Source organism: Pseudomonas lini (genome assembly GCF_030812475.1).
Classification (GTDB): Bacteria; Pseudomonadota; Gammaproteobacteria; order Pseudomonadales; family Pseudomonadaceae; genus Aquipseudomonas; species Aquipseudomonas lini_A.
The window spans coordinates 283,695-302,391 of the sequence record NZ_JAUSSR010000004.1; the positions used below are offsets into that span (position 1 = coordinate 283,695).

Sequence of the window (18,697 nt, forward strand, 5' to 3'; positions counted from 1 at the left end):
CCTCTTAGTGGGTATCGCCGGGCATGACCCGAACGCTGGCAAATGTCTTGTCATCGAAACTCGCGCCGAGGGACGCTGCGCGCACATGCAGGTACCAGGCGCCGTTCTGGTCGAGGGTGACGGGCGCTTCATACACCCCGTCGCCCACCTCCTGGGCAGCGACCTCCTGGGCGCGGGACGTCGGGGCGCGGAAGTAGCGCACCTGAACGTCCTTCACGCCACTGCGCTGGGCCTTCTGTTTGCCCTGGACGATGCGAAAGCGCACCACGTAAGGGCTGCCGAGAGCGGCGGTGGTTTTGTCGAGCATGAACTCCACCTTCGGTATGCCCGGGTGCTGGCTGAGGGTTTTGTCCGGCTCGACCAGCGCCGTGAAGCAATGGATGATGTTCGGCTGGTTGAGCAGGAAAGCCACGTCAAAGCGCCCCGCAGCTGGCAGCTTGATCCGCGAGCTGTACAGCCCCGGCTCGACTTCGCGCAGGCTGCGGTCGATGACCAGCGCCGCCCGGGCCACCTGGCCGCGATTGGGGTAACCGGACATCGGCGCGTTCATGCCTTCAGCGTAGAAGTACGTGGTGTTGTCCACCGGGTTGACCACGAACACCGCGTTGTCGTCCCGCGACACCGCCAGGCTCGATGCCAGCGGCAAGTCACCGGCCAGGCGCGGTGCCTGTGGACCCGCGTCGAAACCCTGGCTGATCGGCTTGCGGCCTTCACTCAGGGACGACAGGTTGATCATCGTCACCTTGGCCGAGGCCAGTCCGCGGATGTAGGCATAGGCCTTGGTGAACACCACCTGATAGGGTTCGGCGGACACGTCCAGTTCATGGATCAATGAATCGGTGGCGGCGTCGATCACCGCGGCCTGGTTCTCCAGGGTGTTGAGCACGATGCCGAAACGCCCGTCGGCGCTGAAACCCATCGGGCCGACCCCCTGCTTCAGCTTGATCACCCGGCGCACTGCCAGGCTGGCGCTATCGACCACGGTCACTGTGCCGTCCTTGCCGTCGCTGACATACACCGCCTGGGACAGCGACGAGTAGGCGGCCGATAACGGGTGTGAACCGGTCTTCAATTGTTTGCTGATGGTCAGGCTGGCAATGTCGATGATGCTCAGGGTGCCGTCGTCGCGGTTGGTGACGAAGGCATGACGGCTGTCGTTGCTGAACGTGATTTCGTGATGCCCGGCACCGGTAGGCAGGTGCTTGAGGACCTTGAGACTTTGGGCGTCGATCACCGTGACCCCGGATTCCTCCGCGGCTGTGGCGTTGTTGCCGACCCACAGCAGGCGCTCGTCCGGCTGCAATGCCAACCGCACCGGGTTGCTGCCGGCGGGTATCGAGTCGATCAATTTGAATTGCTCGCTGTCGATCACCGCCACTTCCCCGGCCGTAGGCATCGATACGAATACGCGTTTGTTGTCCCGGGGCGTCACCCAGTCCATCGGCGGTTGCTTGATATCGATCCGGGCCATGGTGCTGGTGATCCCGCCCACCGATACCGACGGGTCGACCACCGAGACGCTGGCATCGCGGTTCATCACCAGCAGGAAGTAGCTGTTCAGGTCCAGCAGCGGCCGGGCGCCGATGCTCGATTTCAGGAACACCCCGACCCGGGATTTGCAGCTTTGCTCACGCCCCTGGGCCTCGTCGGCGGCGATGGTTTCCGGGTCGAGCCAGGCGCCGGGGGCGACGCCCGACAGTGGCTGGCCCGAGGCGCTGTCCGTGACCAGAAAGCGCACGTCGGCGAACTCACCCTCGCGTAGCACACCGTTACCGGCCAGCGGTTTCAGCTCAAACGCCACCGTGACCCCGTCACGCACCAGCGTGTTTTTGCTCCAGGTCTTCGGCACCGCCGCCTCGCTGAGCATTACCGGCTGCCACGCTCGCCATACGCCCAGCCAGATCAGCGCCAACCCTACAAGCAGCGCCCAGACGGCGACTATGATGGTCCTGTTCATATCGTTCCCCCTTACAAATCTGTGCCTGTCTGATCGCCCCTGTGGGAGCGAGCTTGCTCGCGAAAAGCCTGAGAACACCGCGGGGTGTCAGGTAGCCCGCGTTATCGTTGGCGTCCATCCCTGTAGGAGCGAGCTTGCTCGCGAAAAGCCTGAGAACGCCGCGGGGTGTCAGGTAGCCCGCGTTATCGTTGGCGTCCATCCCTGTAGGAGCGAGCTTGCTCGCGAAAAGCCTGAGAACGCCGCGGGGTGTCAGGTAGCCCGCGTTATCGTTGGCGTCCATCGCGAGCAAGCTCGCTCCTACAAGGGGTGGCGTCATCCGCCACCGCGGGCAAGCATTACTCCTACGGCGCCGGCGCCGGTTCTGGCTCGTTGGTTACCCGCAGCAAGCCCCACAGCCCGGCGGTGTTGCCATAGGCGCCGTAGTCGCGGAACAGGTAGTCGCCCGGTATCGCATTGCTGCCCCCGGCGCTCGGGTGCATGAAGCTGAAGTGCGCCGCCGGCAGGATGCTTTCCCGTGCGCCGATGTACATCGACATCGGGTTGTAGCCGAACCGCACCGAACCCACCCCTGGTGTACTCATCGGGTAACCGCCGGTATCGCTCTTCTCCGACTGGAACGGGTTGACCGACCAGACGTGACCGTCAAGCTGGAAGGTCGTACCGCGGCTGCCACCGGTGGGCATCATGATGTGGGTGCGGAACGGTTGCCCCGGCTTCACATAGAGCACCGGCGTTTGCGGATCGCCTCCCACCAGCGCGTTGCTGTAGGCCATGTGCGCATTGGGCACGTCACCATAACCATGGCCGTCGGCATGCCCGAATGGCGCATCCGGTGCCAGACCGAAGCGGAACCACAGCGGCTCGGCCCTGTAGTTGATGGCCATGCTCGAGTTGTCCTGCGGATCGGTCGGCACACCCAGGCCTTCGGCGGCAATGCCTTCAACCGGCCGGCCGTTGGCCCAGCGGATGTTCAGGGCTTTTTGCCAGACCATCGCAAAGTCGCGGTAGGTGGTTTGCCCCGGTGCGGTGACCGTGGCCGTCACTTTGCGCGCATCGTCAACCCAGGTCGCCCCGATCGGCAGAATGCTCATGGCCCCGCCCAAGCCTTTCTGCGGCTGTTTTATGACGTCCGCCGGGGTGAAATTCAGCCCGCCGAACTCCACAGCCGTGGCGTTGATGTTGTCGACGTTGCGGCCCAGTTGCGTGATCGGCTTGCCTTCACGCTCCAGGTGCCCGGCGTAGTACTGATAGGTACGCGTCGGGTATGCGCCGACAGTGCCCACCCGTGGTGGCACGGTCTGGGTCGGGTTGGTGCCGACGTTGGTGCCGTCCGACTTGGTGATGTCGTACGCCAGCAGTTGCGCGTGCAGGCCAACGTGGCTGGACGGCCGCATCAGGTTGTTGCTGAAGGTGGTCACGCCCAGGCCGCTGTTGCGATCGCGCTTGACCATGCCTTGCATCACGGCAGTCTGGGTCAGGTCCGGCATGATCAGGGGCAGACGGTTTTCCAGGGTGATGTTGACGCAATCACCGGCCGCCGCGCGCAGCACCAGCGGCTCCACCGGCACGCCGGGTTTGAGCTTGCCGGTGATCGGATCGAGGTCGCCCTTGCGCACATACAGGATCGCCGTCGGGTCGTGCAGCGGCCCGCTTTGCCCGCCGATGGTGAAGGTCTCACCGTCTTCAGGATCGGTCACGGTCACCTGTGGAATGCTCACGGTCCGCGAGTTGAACACCAGGGTGCCGCCCGCCGGATTCAACGGCCCGCCGACGTGTTGCCCGAGTCCGGCGGGATCGCCGATCGTCAGGTTCAGCGGGTTGCGCAGAATGTCGTTGGCCAGCGCCGCGACCACCTCATAGTTGCGTTGCACGGTTGGCCGGGTGCCGATGCCATTCGGGTTGGCGCCGTATCGTGGACAGATGCCATCGAACGCCACCGTGTTGCGCATACCCATCGGTTTCGGGTTGTTCGGCACCGCGAACAGATCGCTGCGCTGGGCCGTGTAGTTGCGCATCACGCCCCAGATCCCGTTCCAGTAACCTTCCAGGGAGGCGTCCATCGAGTACAGGTAGTCACCCGTGGTCGCGGCCGAACTGGACATCATCGACACCGGCGCATTGAAGCCCAACTGCTCGGAGATTCCGACCATCTGCGACGAGCGCCAGCCCGAGTTGGAGCTGTTGCCGAACCCGGAACCGCTCTGCAGCCATTTCACGCCGTGCAGGGTCACGTTGTGCTCTTCTTCGTGACCGCCGGCATGCACCCGCAGCCGCACGTTGTCACCGGTGTAGGTACGCAGCATCGGGGTGAACGGGTCGCCCGGCTCCGCGCCGCCACGGTTGATGTGCGGCGGGAACAGCGTGGTGCCGCCGGTAGGGCCGGTCGCCGCGGTGACCAGGTTCGGCGCCAGGTTCATCGCCGCGATTGCACGGTCGGTACGGCTTTGCATGGCATACGCCAGGTCGCCGCCGAGGCCGTCGGCCTGCATGCCGCGCTTGCCGTCCGGGCCGACCTTGTTCGGGTCGTACACCCGCAGGGCCAGCGGTTCGTTGCGGTAATTGACCACGAACATGCCCGGGTCATCGACCGAGATCGCTTGCGGACATGGGCGGCTTGGGCAACCGGGCACCTGCCCGCCTTGTACTTCGACGATGCCTTCGAGCAGGTTGCTGGCGTTATTGCGCACCGGCGGGTTGATCGCGTAGCGGAAGCTGTCGGCAGTGGCCGGGAAGGCTTGCGGATTAGGCACGCCGTTGGGGCCGGCACCGACATACACACCGGCTTCATAGGCGTGCTGGAAGTCGCTGTACTCAAGGAAGAACTCACGGAAGCTATCATTCTTGCCGTCGCCGTCCAGGTCACCAGTGGACACCACCGCCTGCCACGAGGTCGGCCCGCCATCCTGCCGCGCGCCGCTGTACAACGGCTCGCCGGTTTCAGCGTGGAACCAGGTGGAGCCGGCCGGTTCGGCCAGCACGGTGGCGTACAGACCAATCTGTTGGTGAGTCGATGGGCCCAGGTGGTCGTGGGTAAAAATGGTCCCCAGGCCACGGTCGACACCTTTGGCATTGACCACCGGATCGACGAACCAACGCTGCATCGCGGTGCGCGCGCCGACCCAGTCGGCCCGGCCGTATTGGCCAAAGAACGGGTGCGCCTTGGCTTTTGGACAAGCCGGCGTGCCGTCACGCGGGTCGGTGCCTTCGCACTGGTTGAACTCGCGAATGGCATGGATGCGTTCCTGCACGGCACCCGGGGAAAGCACGCCGTCTTCATAGTTCCAGCCGTTGGCCGAACCGTCGGCCGCAGTCAGGTCCCATTTCGGCAGGTGAATGTGCTGGCCGATCACGTCGGTCGGCGTGCGCACCTGATAGTCGTCCATCTCATAGGTGGCCGGCACCAGGTTGGTTTGCTGGTACTGCACGCAGTCGAAGGTGTTCATGCGCATCACCAGCGGCTCTGGTGGACGCTGCTTGGTGATCACCGGCCAGGCGTCTTCCCATAGCGCCAGGATGCGCGCTTGCGGGAAGTGGTAGCCGACCTTGTTGTACACCGCGTCGAACTGAATGTTGGCGGCTTTATAGACCCGTGGACGGTCGGCGGTGAAGGTCGAGGAACCGGTGTAGGACATGCCGTCAATCCGTTCACCGCTGTTGAACTCGCCGGTGCCGGCGCTGCTGGTCAGGCGTTTTTGCCGGTCATCCATGCACGGTTCGTAATAGGGTGCGCCAGCGATCGGCAAGGCGCCGTTTGTGCGGAAATTGCGTGCCACCACCTGATTGCCCGGCAGCACGGCAAAGCTTGGGTGGTCTTTTTTAGCGTGGAACGCCATGGCCGCCTGTTCGACTTCGGTGCCCTCTTCCGGCATGTAGATGGGTTTGGCCCGGGTCACTTCCTTGGAGAAATCCAGGGAGGTGGTAATGGTGTGCGCCTCGCCACCGGCGGAGAAGCCGTCCAGGGAATGGCGCCCAAGGCCACCGTCCCAGCCACCGGACTGAGCGGGGTCGAGGTTGGCCCACAACGCATTGCCGCTCGTCTTCAAGGACTGAGCCTTGGCCGCGTCGAGCATGTCCAGCGGTGGGGTCGGTGGGCGTTGGCCGACCGATGTTTCCATGCCGCCGATCCAGAATGGATAGCCAGGGTTTTTCAGGCTGCCGTCGGCATTGCGGTTGGCTTCACTGCGATCGACCAGGGCCAGGGAACCGATGGCCTGGGCGCCGCCACTGCCGCCATGGTGTTCGCCGTCGTCATCTTCCTCGTCATCGTCATCGCCACCGGCCACCAGGGTTTCGCCGATTTTCGGCACCACCGCGACTTTGCCCGGCATCGGTGCCATGGCTTTGCCTGGCAACGGCACTATCGCGGGGATCGGAGTACCGGCAACGATCTCGCCATCAGGCAAGGCCCGAGCGCCAGTTGCCGGTTTGCCGCTGCGCAATGCGTAAGGTTCGCTGTGGAAACCGTCGTTGCCTTGTTGGGACACTTCGAGTCTGGTGCCTTCTTCAAACACATCGTGCACCCGCCACATGCTCCACATGCCTTGGGCGAAGTGCGGGTAGAAGTGGCAGTGATAGATCGCATCGCCGGCGACGCGGTTGCGGTTTCCCGAACCGCCGTTGGCGATTTCATAGGTGTAGCCGGCGCCCGGGCCGATGCCCTGGGCGTCCACATAATCGGAGTTGTCGTCGTTGGGGTTGAACAGCCATTGGTGGCCGTGCAGGTGAAAAATATGCTGTTCGTGGCCGTTGTGGGTGTTGCGGAATTTGACGAAGTCACCGATGTAGCTGTGGTTGACGTTGGACGGCTCGGACGGGTACAGCGCCATGGTCGCCTTGACCCCGACCTGATCCGCGTTCGGCACCTGGCCTGGGAGAATGCCCTCCAGGCCGGTATTGGCCGGTACGTCCACCAGCATCGCCACGTCGCCGACGGTGTGGGAGCTGAGGAAGAATTCTTCGTAGGCGCAGGACAGGCAGTCGTGCATCGGCCCGACCCCCAAACGGTTGGCCACCACTTCGGCCCCCATACCGCCGGAGCCGTAGTTGATCATGAACGAGTCGCGGGTCGGCTCCAGCACGTGGGCCATCACCGGGTCGGCCCAGTACGCGGGGAACGCCTGGGTCGCGGCGGTTTCATCCTGGAACTGCGAAGCGAAATCGCGGAACGGCTCCAGGCGATTGGGGATCGCCGGGTTGCGTTTGCCGAGGGCTTCCAGCGGGTAGGTCGAGGGCGGGAAGCTGCCATCGGCGTTGCTGCCCATCACGATCGCGTCGCTCTCGCTGGAAATGATTTCGTTGCCGTCGACCATGTTGATGATCGGCGTGCCGGCCTTGCCTTCACGGACCCACGGTTCGCGTTGCGGGTAACGCGCCTGGTAGTCGACGATCGGCTGACCGGCCGGGGTGCGGCCGGCGCTGGCCAGGCGCATCTCTTCTTCGGTCAGGGTATTGCGATAAGTGCGGCCGCCCTTGGGCACTACCACCACCTGGCCGAACAGGCCGTTGGCGACGTTGCCAGCATCCCCTTCACCACCGAAGGTCGCGCCACGGCTGCTGGCGGCGAATGCACCTTCGCGCTCGGCATACAAGGTGTAGGAACGTGTCGCGCCTGGCGGAATCAAGGTGTTGGCATTGCGCCCGCTATAGGACGCAATGTCGTCAATGCTGTTGACGGCCTGCATGCCGTTGACCTGGAAGCCGACGTGCCGGTCCTTGACCTGCTCGTCGACCTTGAACTGGTCCACGTTACCGATTTCAACCTCGCCCTCTACTCCCTCACCGTCTTCGTGGGAACCGGGGTTGGCCTGGTAGGCCAGCAGGTTCTGCAGGTTGATGGTCAGGCAGTCCCCCGCCGCGACACGCAGCACCAGCGGCCGCGGACGCTTGTCCGGTCGCAGCGAAACCTTGCCCGGCACCGCCGCGCCGCCCTGGGCCAGGGACCGGTCATGATCGTCGACCACGTCGCGGCGCAGGGCGAACATCATGCCGTTGACGTTCTGCGCGCCGAGGCGGTTGAACATCAGTGGCTGATCCAGGGCCACGACGTTGGCCACCAGATTGCGTTCGCAGCGCAGCGCCGCCTCGGCCACCCCGATGCCCAGCATCGGCGCCACCAACAGCAGCAATTTGAAAAGGGACTGAGCGTTGGGTATGCCGGTCATGATCACGGGCCTCGCTGTGGGTGCTCACAGGAATAATTCTCGACAAATCCCCTGGAGCAATCCGCATGCCATAAAATTTATTGTTGTTTATCAATCAGTTAGTGTCAGCACTTGATAATCCGGGGGATATTCCCCACCCATTCCCCCTTTTACGGGTCGGGACTTCTTGCCCCATTGTTGGGGAAACTTGCCCCACGGCTGCCGATCACAACGGCGCATCCACGGCCAGGCCCTGCAAGCGTCGGTACTGGCGCAACACGCTCGGCACATAACGCTGGGTTTCGGCGAACGGCGGGATCACCCCGCCACGGCTGAGCACCGCTTGCGGCCCGGCGTTGTAGGCCGCCACGGCGAGGCTGATGTCGTTGTCGAAAAGGGTCATCAGGCGCTTGAGATAACGGGCGCCGCCCTGGATGTTGGCCTTGGGATCGTAGACATCGGTCACGCCCATTTCCCGGGCGGTGTCAGGCATCAATTGCATCAGCCCGCCGGCGCCCTTGGGCGAGACCGCGCCGGCGTTGTAGCTGGACTCGGTCTGGATCACGGCATGCAACAGCGCCGCGGGCAGCTGATTGGCCGTGGCCGCCGCCGAGACCAGCTCGGCGTAGGGTTGCCGGGCAACCATCTGCGGTTGCCGTTCGATGCTGACCTGGGCGGATCCAGGCTCGTGAATCACCCGCTCGTAGGTACGACCGGGACGGTGGACATTGGACAAGACGTAGCTGCCCTTGGCGTCCACCGACACGAACACATCGGCCTGTGCGACGCCGGTCTGCAGCAGCAGCGCGAGCAGTCCCATGGTGAGTGCTTTCATTGTTATGCCTCCCCGGACCAGCCCCGAAAAATGGGGGTAATGCCCCAATGGGCGGTCGTATTCCTGCCATACGCAAGCACTGTGCCGGATGCGCGAAGGCCCGTGATCCGGGGGTTACAGCAGGCTGCCCGAGCGTGAGCATGGCAATTGCATAAGCCGTCATGGCGACCCTTCTGCCCACTGTGTGAGGTCATCATGAATCAGCGTCTGTGTAGTACCCCGCGAACGCAAAGCGGGTTCACCCTGCTCGAACTGTTGGTGGTGCTGGTGGTGCTCGGGCTGTTGGCCGGCATCGTCGCGCCGAAGTATTTCGCCCAGCTGGGGCGTTCCGAAGTGAAGGTGGCCAAGGCGCAAATCGAGGGCCTGGGCAAGGCCCTGGATCTGTACCGGCTGGAGGTCGGCCATTACCCGTCGACCGAACAGGGTTTGCAGGCGCTGGTCACCGCGCCGAGCGACGAAACCCGATGGACCGGTCCTTATCTGCAGAAAAAACTGCCGCAGGATCCATGGGGCCGCAACTACAGCTACCGCTACCCCGGCGAGAACGGCGAGTACGACCTGCTGTCCATGGGCAAGGACGGCCAACCCGGCGGCGAAGGCGAAAACGCCGAAGTCACCAGCTGGCAATGACGAGGGACGACCATGCGCTTTCACCTCAAGGCCGTGGGCAAGGCTGGCGTGGTCTCGATGACAGTCGAGGCTCCGGGCAACAGCGAAGCCCGTCGCATCGTCGAAGACCAGGGTTATCGGGTCGTCAGTATGTCGGCCGAGCGTCACTGGCGTTCACTGGGACTTCGAAAGCGCGAGACATTCAACCTGGTGCTGTTCAGCCAGGAACTGACGACGTTACTCAACGCCGGTCTGCCGTTGATCGATGCACTGGAAAGCCTGGCGGAAAAAGAAAGTGCGCCTCAAGCCCGCAAGACCTTGAGCGAACTGGTACGCCTGCTGTACGAAGGCAAGTCGTTTTCCCAGGCGCTGGGCCAACTGTCGGCGGTGTTCCCGCCACTCTACGTTGCGCTGGTGCAGTCAAGCGAGAAGACCGGCGCCGTGGGCGATGCCCTGGGCCGCTATGTCAGCTATCGCCAGCGCATGGACGAGGTTCGGCAGAAGATCGTCAGCGCGTCGATCTACCCCCTGCTGTTGCTGGTGGTAGGCAGCGGCGTGGTGTTGTTTCTGATGGGCTACGTGGTGCCGCGCTTCAGCCTGGTGTTCGAAGGCCTGGGCTCCAATTTGCCATGGCTGTCGCAGATTTTGATGAGCGGCGGCATGTTCCTGCACGCCCACCAGGGTGAGTTCTTCGGTGGTTTGGGCGCGATCGTCGTTGCCCTCGCCTTCCTCCAGCGTCAACCGGCTTTTCGCCGGGGCCTGGACCGGGTGATTGAAAAACTCCCGGCAGTCCATCAACGCATCTTCATGTACGAACTGGCGCGTTTTTACCGCTCCCTGGGGATCCTGCTGCAAGGCGGCATCCCCCTCGTCACCGCCATGGGCATGGTCCGCGGCCTGCTCACCGTCGCCTCCCGCGTGCGCCTGGACCAGGCCTGTGAACGGGTCCGCGAAGGGCAATCACTGTCGGCCGCGCTGGAGCTCAATCACCTGGTGACGCCAGTGTCCCTGCGCTTGCTGCGCGCTGGCGAACAGTCCGGCAACCTGGGGCAAATGATGGAACGCAGCGCCGATTTCTACGACGAGGAAATCAGCCGCTGGATCGAATGGTTCGTGCGGCTGTTCGAACCCCTGCTCATGACCTTTATCGGCCTGCTGATCGGGGTCATCGTGATCCTGATGTACATCCCGATTTTTGAGTTGGCTTCGAGTATTCATTGATGGCGACCCGGGCTCATCGCTCGGGCGATGGATAATGCCGGTGGGTCCTGCCAAACACCCATCGCACAAGCTCGACAAAAACCTGTGGGAGCGAGCCTGCTCGCGAAAGCGGAGTGTCAGGCAACATTAATGCTGGATGACAAATCGCTTTCGCGAGCAAGTCGAATCGTCGCACCGCCGCTCCCACATGGAAAGTGCTTCGTTCTATAAAGCTTCGTCAGTCCGATCCAGCCGCTCGCGCAGAAACTCGATCAACGCCCGCACCGGCCTCGACCCCTGGCGATGCTGCGGATACACCGCCGATAACGTCAGCGGCTCAGGCCGAAAATCGTCCAGCACCGGCACCAGCCTGCCATCCTTCAACGCCGCGCCGACAATGAAAATCGGCAAGTAGGTAATCCCCATCCCGGCGATCGCTGCGTCCTTGAGCAATTCACCGTTGTTGACCCGCATCCGCCCGGTGACGTTGACCGCCAGTGGCTTGCCCTGCCCTGCGAATCGCCACTGCACCTGACGACCATGGCCATACGGCAGGCAGTCATGATTGTGCAAGTCTTCGGGCTTGAGCGGCGTGCCACGTTCGGCCAGGTACGCCGGGCTGGCGCAATACACACGCTGTATGGAGGCGATGCGTCGGGCGATCAGCGTCGAGTCTTCCAGAATGCCGATGCGCAGGGCCAGGTCGTAGCCCTCGCTGAGCAGGTCCACTGGCCTGTCGCTCAAGTCGACTTCCACCGTGACGTCGCGATATCGCTGCAAGAACAGCGGCAGCAGACAGCCCAGGTGCGCCAGCGCGAACGACAGCGGCGCACTCACGCGAATGGTGCCCCGCGGCTCGGTGGTCTGGCCGGCGATACCCTGCTCCACCTGCTCCACTTCACCGAGCAGGCGCAAGGCCGACTCGTAGTAACTCTGCCCCAGGGGCGTGACGTCCAGGCGCCGGGTAGACCGGTTGAGCAAACGCACACCCAGGCGCTCTTCGAGCTGCATCAGCCGCCGGCTGACGAATTGCTTGGACAGACCCAATTGATCGGCGGCAGCAGTAAAGCTGCCGGAGTCCATGACCTGGCAAAAAATACGCATGTCTTCGAAGGGGTTCATTGTCACATCCTGGTTGACAGTCATACACTTTATAGCCGCTTTTTCCCTTTTCAGCACCCCATTAATCTCTGTCACAAAGCACGCGTCACCTGATAGCAACCCTCTTGCCGCCGGAGTTTACCCATGTCCTTCCTCCTTGCTCACCTGCTGTCCTGGAGCGCCCTGCTCCTGGTGATCGATGCCCTGCTCTGGCACCTCGCTCCGTTCAAACATCGGATCATGCGCGTCGGCGTGCGCCTCGCGCTGTTCCTGGCCTTCAGTGCGCTCATCATCAACGCCGGCGTCAGCCCGTTGCAGGCGCCGCTATTGGCCGATGATAGCGTGGCCACACTGGGAGCCACGGCGCTGGGAATTCTCTGGTGGCTGTACGCCGCGCGGGTGCTCACCGAAGTCATCGGCCTGGTGCTGATGCGCCGTATCGGTCACAGCGGCCGCCTGCTGCAGGATGTCATCGGTGCACTGGTGTTTCTTGTCGCCATCGTCGCGGCCGCCGGTTATGTGCTTGAGCTGCCGGTCAAAGGCTTGCTGGCGACGTCGGGGGTGGTGGCGATCGTGGTCGGCCTGGCGCTGCAGAGCACGTTGAGCGATGTGTTTTCCGGCATCGTGCTCAACACTACCAAGCCCTACCAGGTAGATGACTGGATCATGATCGACGGCGTGGAAGGCAAGGTACTGGACATCGACTGGCGCGCCACCCACCTGCTGACCAGTGCCGGCAGCACGGCGGTGGTGCCGAACTCGGTGGCGGCCAAGGCGAAGATCGTCAACCTGAGTCGTCCCAGCAACATGCACGGCGTGTCGATCAGCATTCGGGTGCCCAACCACATTCGTCCACGTCGGGTGCTGGATGCGCTCGATCGCACGCTGCAGGGCAGCAGCAGTCTGCTGCTCAATCCGGCCCCGAAGGCCGTGCTCAAGGAAGCCGGCGAAAGCATGTCCGAATACGTGGCCAGCGGATTTATCACCGACCTGGGCAAAAAAAGCGAAGTGCGCAATCAACTGTTTGACCTGGCCCATAGACACCTGGAAGCGGCGGGTATTTCCAGACAACTCGACGGCGTGATTGAGCCTTCGACCCGCGCCCGGGCACTGCTGGATGAAGTGAAAGTCTTCCGTTCCTTGAGCGAAAGTGAACGGGACCAAATGGCTCAGTGCATGGTCGCGCAGCAATATGCGGCCGGTCAGGTGGTGCTCGAACTGGGCGAAGTGCCTGACAGCCTGATGGTCATCGCCACGGGCGTGGTCAGCGCAACCGTACCCGATGGCACCGGGCAAACTGAAGCCGGCCGCATGGGGCCGAGCGAGGTTATGGGCGAACAGAGCATCCTCGACGACACACCGTCGCAGGCAACCTTTACTACATTGACCTCGTGCATCATCTACCGGATCGACAAATCCCTGACCCGCAGTTGCATGGAGCAGCGCACCGAGGTGGGCCGAGCGTTGAACAAGTTGCAGGCGGTTCGGCAGCAGAACAGTCGGTTAGCGTTGTTGGCCAAGCCGGTACCGATCAAGAAAGGCGGTTTTCTGGGGTGGTTGCACAAGCGTTGAATGACGGGTGCACGCATTCCCCTGTAGGAGCTGGCTTGCCAGCGAAAGCGGTGGGTCAGTTAATACATGTGTCGACTGACACACCGCCTTCGCTGGCAAGCCAGCTCCTACAGGATCACCGGCGTACCGCTGAATCGTGGTCAACACAAAACCCTGTAGGAGCCGGCTTGCCGGCGAAGGCGTCTGCATGGACGCGGCTTGATGCCGCCTTCGCTGCGATGCGGCGGTCCGACAAGCCAGCTCCTACAGGGGTGTGCGTTGACTACTTATCTGGAGGTCAGCACCGAATAGCTGTTCATCAAGTTGCGGTAGTTGGGAATGCGCGGCGACAGCAGATTCGCCAGGCCTTCCATGTCGTTGCGCCAGTCGCCCTGCAGTTCACACGCCACCGAGAACCAGTTCACCAGTTGTGCACCGGCTGCCGCCATGCGCGCCCAGGCTGCCTGTTGCACGGTTTCGTTAAAGGTGCCGGAAGCGTCGGTGACCACGAACACTTCAAAACCTTCGGCCAGCGCCGACAAGGTCGGGAAGGTCACGCACACATCAGTCACCACACCGGCAATGATCAGCTGTTTGCGGCCAGTGGCTTTGACGGCATTGACGAAATCTTCGTTGTCCCAGGCGTTGATCTGGCCTGGACGGGCAATGTACGGCGCGTCCGGGAACTGCTCTTTCAACTCTGGCACGATCGGGCCGTTCGGGCCGTTTTCGAAGCTGGTGGTGAGGATGGTCGGCAGTTTGAAGAACTTGGCCACGTCGCCCAGGGCCAGCACGTTGTTCTTGAATTCATTCGGAGAGAAATCCTGGACCAGCGAGATCAGGCCGGTCTGGTGGTCGACCAGCAGCACAACGGCGTCGTCTTTGTTCAGGCGTTTGTAGGGAACGTTGCTCATGGAAAACTCCTCGGTGGATGGTTGTCGCTTGGAGCGCCGGACCAGCGGGCCGGCGCTTTTTATAAAGATCAGAAGGCGAAACACGAGCAGCCAAAGGCGCCCCAGAAACCGGCGAAATCACTGACCGGCGCGTTGGACAACCGCGCCCGTTCATGGCTGTGGGAGTGCACCGCGCACGGCCCGCTGCAATGGTGAACCTGCGCCTGCATCGGCGAAGTCGGGCGCCAGTGACCCGGCACCTTGACCACCGGCGACCAGTCCGGCAGCACCGGCACGCTGGCGGGGCCCAGTTTTTCGAAATCACCGGCGGCGTACACCACTTTGCCGCCGACCACGGTCAACACTGACTCGATCCATTTGATCGCATCTTCATCGACACTGAAAAAGTCCGCACTCAGGGCGGCCAGGTCAGCCAGTTGGCCGACCTTGATCATGCCTTTCTTGCCCTGCTCGGAAGAGAACCAGGCACTGCCGTGGGTGAACAACTCCAATGCGGTCTGGCGGGAAAGTCCTTCGCTGTGCAGTTCCAGGCCACCGACGGTGCGGCCACTGACCATCCAGTACAACGAGGTCCATGGGTTGTAGCTGGACACTCGCGTGGCGTCGGTGCCGGCACCGACCGGTACCCCTTCGGCCAGCATGCGCTTGATCGGCGGCGTGGCTTCGGCGGCCTTGGCACCGTAACGCTCGACGAAATATTCGCCCTGGAACGCCATGCGATCCTGGATCGCAATCCCGCCGCCCAGCGCTCTCACCCGCTCGATGTTCTGTGGGGTGATGGTTTCGGCGTGGTCGAAAAACCAGGGCAAGCCATTGAACGGGATGTCCTGATTGACCTTCTCGAACACGTCGAGCATGCGGCTGATGGATTCGTCGTAGGTGGCATGCAAGCGGAACGGCCAGCGCTGCTCGACCAAATGGCGAACCACCGGTTCCAGTTCGTCTTCCATGGTCTGTGGCAGGTCCGGACGCGGCTCGAGGAAGTCTTCGAAATCCGCCGCCGAGAACACCAGCATCTCCCCGGCACCGTTGTGCCGCAGGTAATCGTCACCCTGGTGCAGCGTGACGCTGCTGGTCCAGTTCTTGAAGTCGGTCAGCTCTTCCTTGGGCTTCTGGGTGAACAGGTTGTAGGCGATGCGAATGGTCAGTAGCTGGTCCTTGGCCAGCTGTTCGATCACCTGGTAATCGTCCGGATAGTTCTGGAATCCACCGCCGGCATCGATGGCGCTGGTCAGGCCGAGACGGTTGAGTTCGCGCATGAACTGGCGGGTCGAGTTGACCTGATATTCCAGTGGCAGCTTCGGCCCCTTGGCCAGGGTCGAGTACAGAATCATCGCGTTGGGCCGCGCCACCAGCATGCCGGTCGGCTCGCCGTTGGCATCGCGCACAATCTCGCCACCTGGCGGGTTCGGCGTATTGCGGGTGTAACCGGCCACGCGCAGCGCTGCGCGGTTGAGCAAGGCGCGGTCGTACAGATGCAGCACGAACACCGGCGTATCGGGCGCCGCCTGGTTGAGTTCTTCCAGGGTCGGCATACGCTTTTCGGCGAACTGGAATTCGTTCCAGCCACCGACCACACGCACCCACTGCGGTGTCGGGGTCCGGTCGGCCTGATCCTTGAGCATGCGCAGGGCATCGACCACCGATGGCACGCCTTCCCAGCGCAGTTCGAGGTTGTAGTTCAGGCCGCCGCGGATCAGGTGCAGGTGCGAGTCGTTGAGGCCGGGGATGACGCAGCGGCCCTTGAGGTCGACAACCTGGGTAGCCGAGCCGCGCAGGGCCATGGCTTCGGCGTCGGTACCGACCGCGACGAAGCGGCCGTCGCGGATGGCCACGGCGCTGGCACGCGGGTTTTCCCTGTCAACGGTATGAAACTGGCCATTGAATAAAATCAGATCGGCGCTCATCGCGTTTCCTTTGGCTGATTGGAAGAGGAAAGCCAGGGCGCGAACAGGCGCGTCGCCATCGGCATGAACAGGTACACCACCGAGACCACGATGGTCAGGGTGATCAGGAAGGTCGCGACCACGTAGTGGGAGAGGAAGGCGTTGAGCTGCAACAGCGGTCCCCAGAGCAGTGGCACCAGCAAGGTGTGCGGCAGAATCACCAACAGCGTCACCACCGCCTGCTTCCAGCGCGGCGGTGGTGGACCCGCATCGGCCTGGGGGGCGAACCAGAACTCGTTGACCGGGTTGACCTCGGTCTGGTCGCCGTCCGCCAGCATCGGCGTGGCTTGCTCGACCAGGCTCTGGCGTTGCGGCGAATCGAGCCAGCGCTGCATCGCTTCGGTGGAGCAGAAACGCAGCACGCAGGTGTACAGGTCGAGGCCGGCGTTCTTGCCGCGCATCACATCCACCCCCAAGTGCCCTTCCTGCTGCCCGGCAATGCTGACGATGTTGCGCAACCAGGCTTCGTAAGGCACCTCGAACCCGGCCTTGACCCGGTGTTTGATGACCAGGGTCACGACTTCTTCGAAACGATTGACTTCAGGCATGACGCAAGGCTCCGCAGTGACGAAGATTGAATGCCAGCCGCCCCGGGCCGGCGGTAAGGATGCGGGGCTTTGCAGCCTCCCGTCGCGAAACGTTCATGGACTACCTTGCACAAATCAAAAACCACCGGCGTCAAGGCGCCGGAACCGGGTTTGATAGTGCCGGGGTGAAGGCGGGGAAAATTGGATGTACGTGCTCTTTTTCAGATCAAGATGTTCAGCGGCTCAGACATGAACTGACCGATCCGCGCCCGCAACCACCGCTCCGCCGGATCATTGTCATGCACCCCGCTCCATGCCATCGACAGCTGCGCCGCCTCTATCGCAAAGGGTGGATCCTCGGCGCGCAACGCACACCCCTCGACCAACGCACACGCCGCATAATCAGGCACCGTCGCAATCATCTCCGTCCCGGCCAGCAGCGCCCGCAACCCACTGAACTGCGGCACTCCCAATACCACCCGTCGACTGCGCCCGATCTTCGCCAGGTCAAGATCGATGTTGCCGCTCAGATCCCCTGAAAACGACACCATCGCATGGGGCCGCGCACAGTATTCGTCCAACGTCAGCGCCCCCGGTCGCTTGTCACCGCGCAACACCTTGCATGGAATGTCGCGCAACGTCTTGCGCTTGGCATTGGCCGGCAGATCCGTGGTGTAACTGACCCCCACCGAAATCTCCCCTGAGGCCAGCAACGCCGGCATCAACAGGTAATTGGCCCGACGCACCACCACAATGATCCCCGGCGCCTCCTCCCGCAGCTGCGTCAACAGCGGCGGGAACAAGCCGAACTCGGCATCGTCCGAAAGACCGATGCGAAATACATCGCAGCTGGTCGCCGGATCGAACTCCCTGGCTCGGCTCACGGCGCCGGAAATGGTGTCCATCGCCGGCTGCAACTCCTTGAGAATCGCCAGCGCCCGCGCCGTCGGTTCCATCCCGCGGCCATTGCGCAGCAACAGCGGATCGTCGAACAAATCGCGAAGCCGCCCCAACGCCGCACTCACCGCCGGTTGGCCCATGAACAGCTTTTCCGCCACACGGGTCAGGTTCTTTTCGAACATCAAGGCCTCGAAAATCACCAGCAGGTTCATGTCGACGCGGCGCAGATCGTTACGGTTCATAGGTATGGCTCATAGGTATGGCTCCGTTGTGTGTTCAGCCAGGCGCGGGGCTGAAGAGTGTGTCTGACTTTGCTCAAGACTGCCCGTCACAAACGAAGAATTAACAACGTTTAACTCGCGTGCCAGAGCGCCCGGGACCAAGAATGGATCTCTCCAACACGGACATTTGCCATGGCTCACTGTCAGCAAAGCGCTGCTCGCGCGCCAGTCAATGAAACGAAGAAAAACACCGGCGGCCTCACCCCGTGGCGTGAGAGCCTGGTCAAGCAGCTGATTCTCGACCGTCTCGGTGAAACACTGGAAGTCACCGATCTGGCCCAGGCCTGCGCGCTCTCGCGCAGTCATTTCTCCCGCGCGTTCAAATGCAGCACCGGCCTCTCGCCCCAGGACTGGATTCGCCACCAACGCATTGCGCGGGCCAAGCAGCTGATTCGCAACACTGACTTGACGCTGACGCAAATCAGCCTGGAATGCGGCTTCTGCGATCAGGCGCACTTCTGCCACATCTTCACCCGCAGCGAGGGCATCAATCCGTTTGCCTGGCGCTGCCAGACCCTGCGAGCCCTTCCACGCACCACCCAGTAGTCGCCGTGGCCCCTGTAGGAGCGAGCTCGCTCGCGATGGACTCAAAGGCAACGCGTTCATTCAGAAGGAACGCGTTATCGTTAACGTCCATCGCGAGCAAGCTCGCTCCTACAGGGTTGGGCGTTGACCATCATTCATTGGTACGCAGCTGAACCGCATCGCTAAGCCAGACGCGCCACGAGATCTTTGG

The 18,697-nt window shown here is 62.7% G+C and carries 12 protein-coding genes; 4 read left to right on the forward strand and 8 right to left on the reverse strand.

Annotated features, from left to right (window positions below):
* Positions 1–4 precede the first annotated feature (4 nt).
* From J2W17_RS10115 to J2W17_RS10130, 3 genes are all read right to left on the reverse strand, one after another.
* Entirely contained in the window at positions 5–1,957 is a 1,953-nt protein-coding gene (locus tag J2W17_RS10115) for a YncE family protein (RefSeq protein ID WP_307333104.1), read from the reverse strand.
* 341 nt (positions 1,958–2,298) lie between these two features.
* Positions 2,299–8,118 carry a manganese-oxidizing multicopper oxidase MnxG gene (mnxG, locus tag J2W17_RS10125; protein WP_307333105.1) on the reverse strand — a complete coding sequence of 1,940 codons (5,820 nt, stop codon included), beginning with the start codon at positions 8,116–8,118 and terminating at the stop codon, positions 2,299–2,301.
* Positions 8,119–8,323: 205 nt separating this feature from the next.
* Complete coding sequence (locus J2W17_RS10130; protein WP_307333106.1) at positions 8,324–8,932, reverse strand: lytic transglycosylase domain-containing protein; 609 nt, start codon at positions 8,930–8,932, stop codon at positions 8,324–8,326.
* Positions 8,933–9,127: 195 nt separating this feature from the next.
* Here J2W17_RS10130 and gspG point away from each other — a divergent pair, with 195 nt between their 5' ends.
* Together gspG and J2W17_RS10140 are read left to right on the forward strand one after the other, a co-directional pair.
* Positions 9,128–9,562, forward strand: a complete 435-nt coding sequence (gene gspG / locus J2W17_RS10135) for a type II secretion system major pseudopilin GspG (protein WP_307333108.1) — start codon at positions 9,128–9,130, stop codon at positions 9,560–9,562.
* A 12-nt stretch (positions 9,563–9,574) separates the two neighbouring features.
* A complete protein-coding gene (locus J2W17_RS10140) occupies positions 9,575–10,762 on the forward strand; it encodes a type II secretion system F family protein (protein ID WP_307333109.1) in 1,188 nt (395 codons plus the stop codon).
* Positions 10,763–10,966: 204 nt separating this feature from the next.
* On the opposite strand, the gene J2W17_RS10145 is transcribed toward J2W17_RS10140, so the two are convergent.
* Positions 10,967–11,863 (reverse strand): LysR family transcriptional regulator, encoded by an 897-nt coding sequence (locus J2W17_RS10145; RefSeq protein ID WP_307333111.1) that lies wholly within the window; start codon positions 11,861–11,863, stop codon positions 10,967–10,969.
* Between the two features lie 123 nt (positions 11,864–11,986).
* Here J2W17_RS10145 and J2W17_RS10150 point away from each other — a divergent pair, with 123 nt between their 5' ends.
* On the forward strand, positions 11,987–13,414 hold the full coding sequence (locus J2W17_RS10150; RefSeq protein ID WP_307333112.1) for a mechanosensitive ion channel family protein: 1,428 nt from the start codon (positions 11,987–11,989) through the stop codon (positions 13,412–13,414).
* A gap of 266 nt (positions 13,415–13,680) precedes the next feature.
* Here J2W17_RS10150 and ycaC read toward each other — a convergent pair whose 3' ends face one another.
* From ycaC to J2W17_RS10170, 4 genes are all read right to left on the reverse strand, one after another.
* Entirely contained in the window at positions 13,681–14,307 is a 627-nt protein-coding gene (gene ycaC, locus J2W17_RS10155; RefSeq protein WP_307333114.1) for an isochorismate family cysteine hydrolase YcaC, read from the reverse strand.
* Positions 14,308–14,375: 68 nt separating this feature from the next.
* A complete protein-coding gene (locus J2W17_RS10160) occupies positions 14,376–16,214 on the reverse strand; it encodes an amidohydrolase (RefSeq protein ID WP_307333116.1) in 1,839 nt (612 codons plus the stop codon).
* Complete coding sequence (locus tag J2W17_RS10165) at positions 16,211–16,801, reverse strand: antibiotic biosynthesis monooxygenase (protein WP_307333118.1); 591 nt, start codon at positions 16,799–16,801, stop codon at positions 16,211–16,213. The genes J2W17_RS10160 and J2W17_RS10165 overlap by 4 nt, the downstream gene beginning before the upstream one ends.
* 200 nt (positions 16,802–17,001) lie before the next feature.
* Positions 17,002–17,922 (reverse strand): LysR family transcriptional regulator, encoded by a 921-nt coding sequence (locus J2W17_RS10170; RefSeq protein ID WP_307333119.1) that lies wholly within the window; start codon positions 17,920–17,922, stop codon positions 17,002–17,004.
* Positions 17,923–18,093: 171 nt separating this feature from the next.
* On the opposite strand from J2W17_RS10170, the gene J2W17_RS10175 reads away from it, so the two are divergent.
* The gene (locus J2W17_RS10175; RefSeq protein WP_307333121.1) at positions 18,094–18,507 is read left to right on the forward strand and encodes a helix-turn-helix domain-containing protein; all 414 of its coding nucleotides are present in this window, start codon (positions 18,094–18,096) and stop codon (positions 18,505–18,507) included.
* Positions 18,508–18,697 lie beyond the last annotated feature (190 nt).

Bases quoted from the DNA above. Each gene is read 5' to 3' on its own strand.
- J2W17_RS10115 (WP_307333104.1), bottom strand. From the start codon at position 1,957: ATGAACAGGACCATCATAGTCGCCGTCTGGGCGCTGCTTGTAGGGTTG.
- J2W17_RS10170 (WP_307333119.1), bottom strand. From the start codon at position 17,922: ATGAACCGTAACGATCTGCGCCGCGTCGACATGAACCTGCTGGTGATT.
- J2W17_RS10130 (WP_307333106.1), bottom strand. From the start codon at position 8,932: ATGAAAGCACTCACCATGGGACTGCTCGCGCTGCTGCTGCAGACCGGC.
- J2W17_RS10145 (WP_307333111.1), bottom strand. From the start codon at position 11,863: ATGAACCCCTTCGAAGACATGCGTATTTTTTGCCAGGTCATGGACTCC.
- J2W17_RS10175 (WP_307333121.1), top strand. From the start codon at position 18,094: ATGGCTCACTGTCAGCAAAGCGCTGCTCGCGCGCCAGTCAATGAAACG.
- J2W17_RS10150 (WP_307333112.1), top strand. From the start codon at position 11,987: ATGTCCTTCCTCCTTGCTCACCTGCTGTCCTGGAGCGCCCTGCTCCTG.
- mnxG (WP_307333105.1), bottom strand. From the start codon at position 8,118: ATGACCGGCATACCCAACGCTCAGTCCCTTTTCAAATTGCTGCTGTTG.
- gspG (WP_307333108.1), top strand. From the start codon at position 9,128: ATGAATCAGCGTCTGTGTAGTACCCCGCGAACGCAAAGCGGGTTCACC.
- J2W17_RS10140 (WP_307333109.1), top strand. From the start codon at position 9,575: ATGCGCTTTCACCTCAAGGCCGTGGGCAAGGCTGGCGTGGTCTCGATG.
- ycaC (WP_307333114.1), bottom strand. From the start codon at position 14,307: ATGAGCAACGTTCCCTACAAACGCCTGAACAAAGACGACGCCGTTGTG.
- J2W17_RS10165 (WP_307333118.1), bottom strand. From the start codon at position 16,801: ATGCCTGAAGTCAATCGTTTCGAAGAAGTCGTGACCCTGGTCATCAAA.
- J2W17_RS10160 (WP_307333116.1), bottom strand. From the start codon at position 16,214: ATGAGCGCCGATCTGATTTTATTCAATGGCCAGTTTCATACCGTTGAC.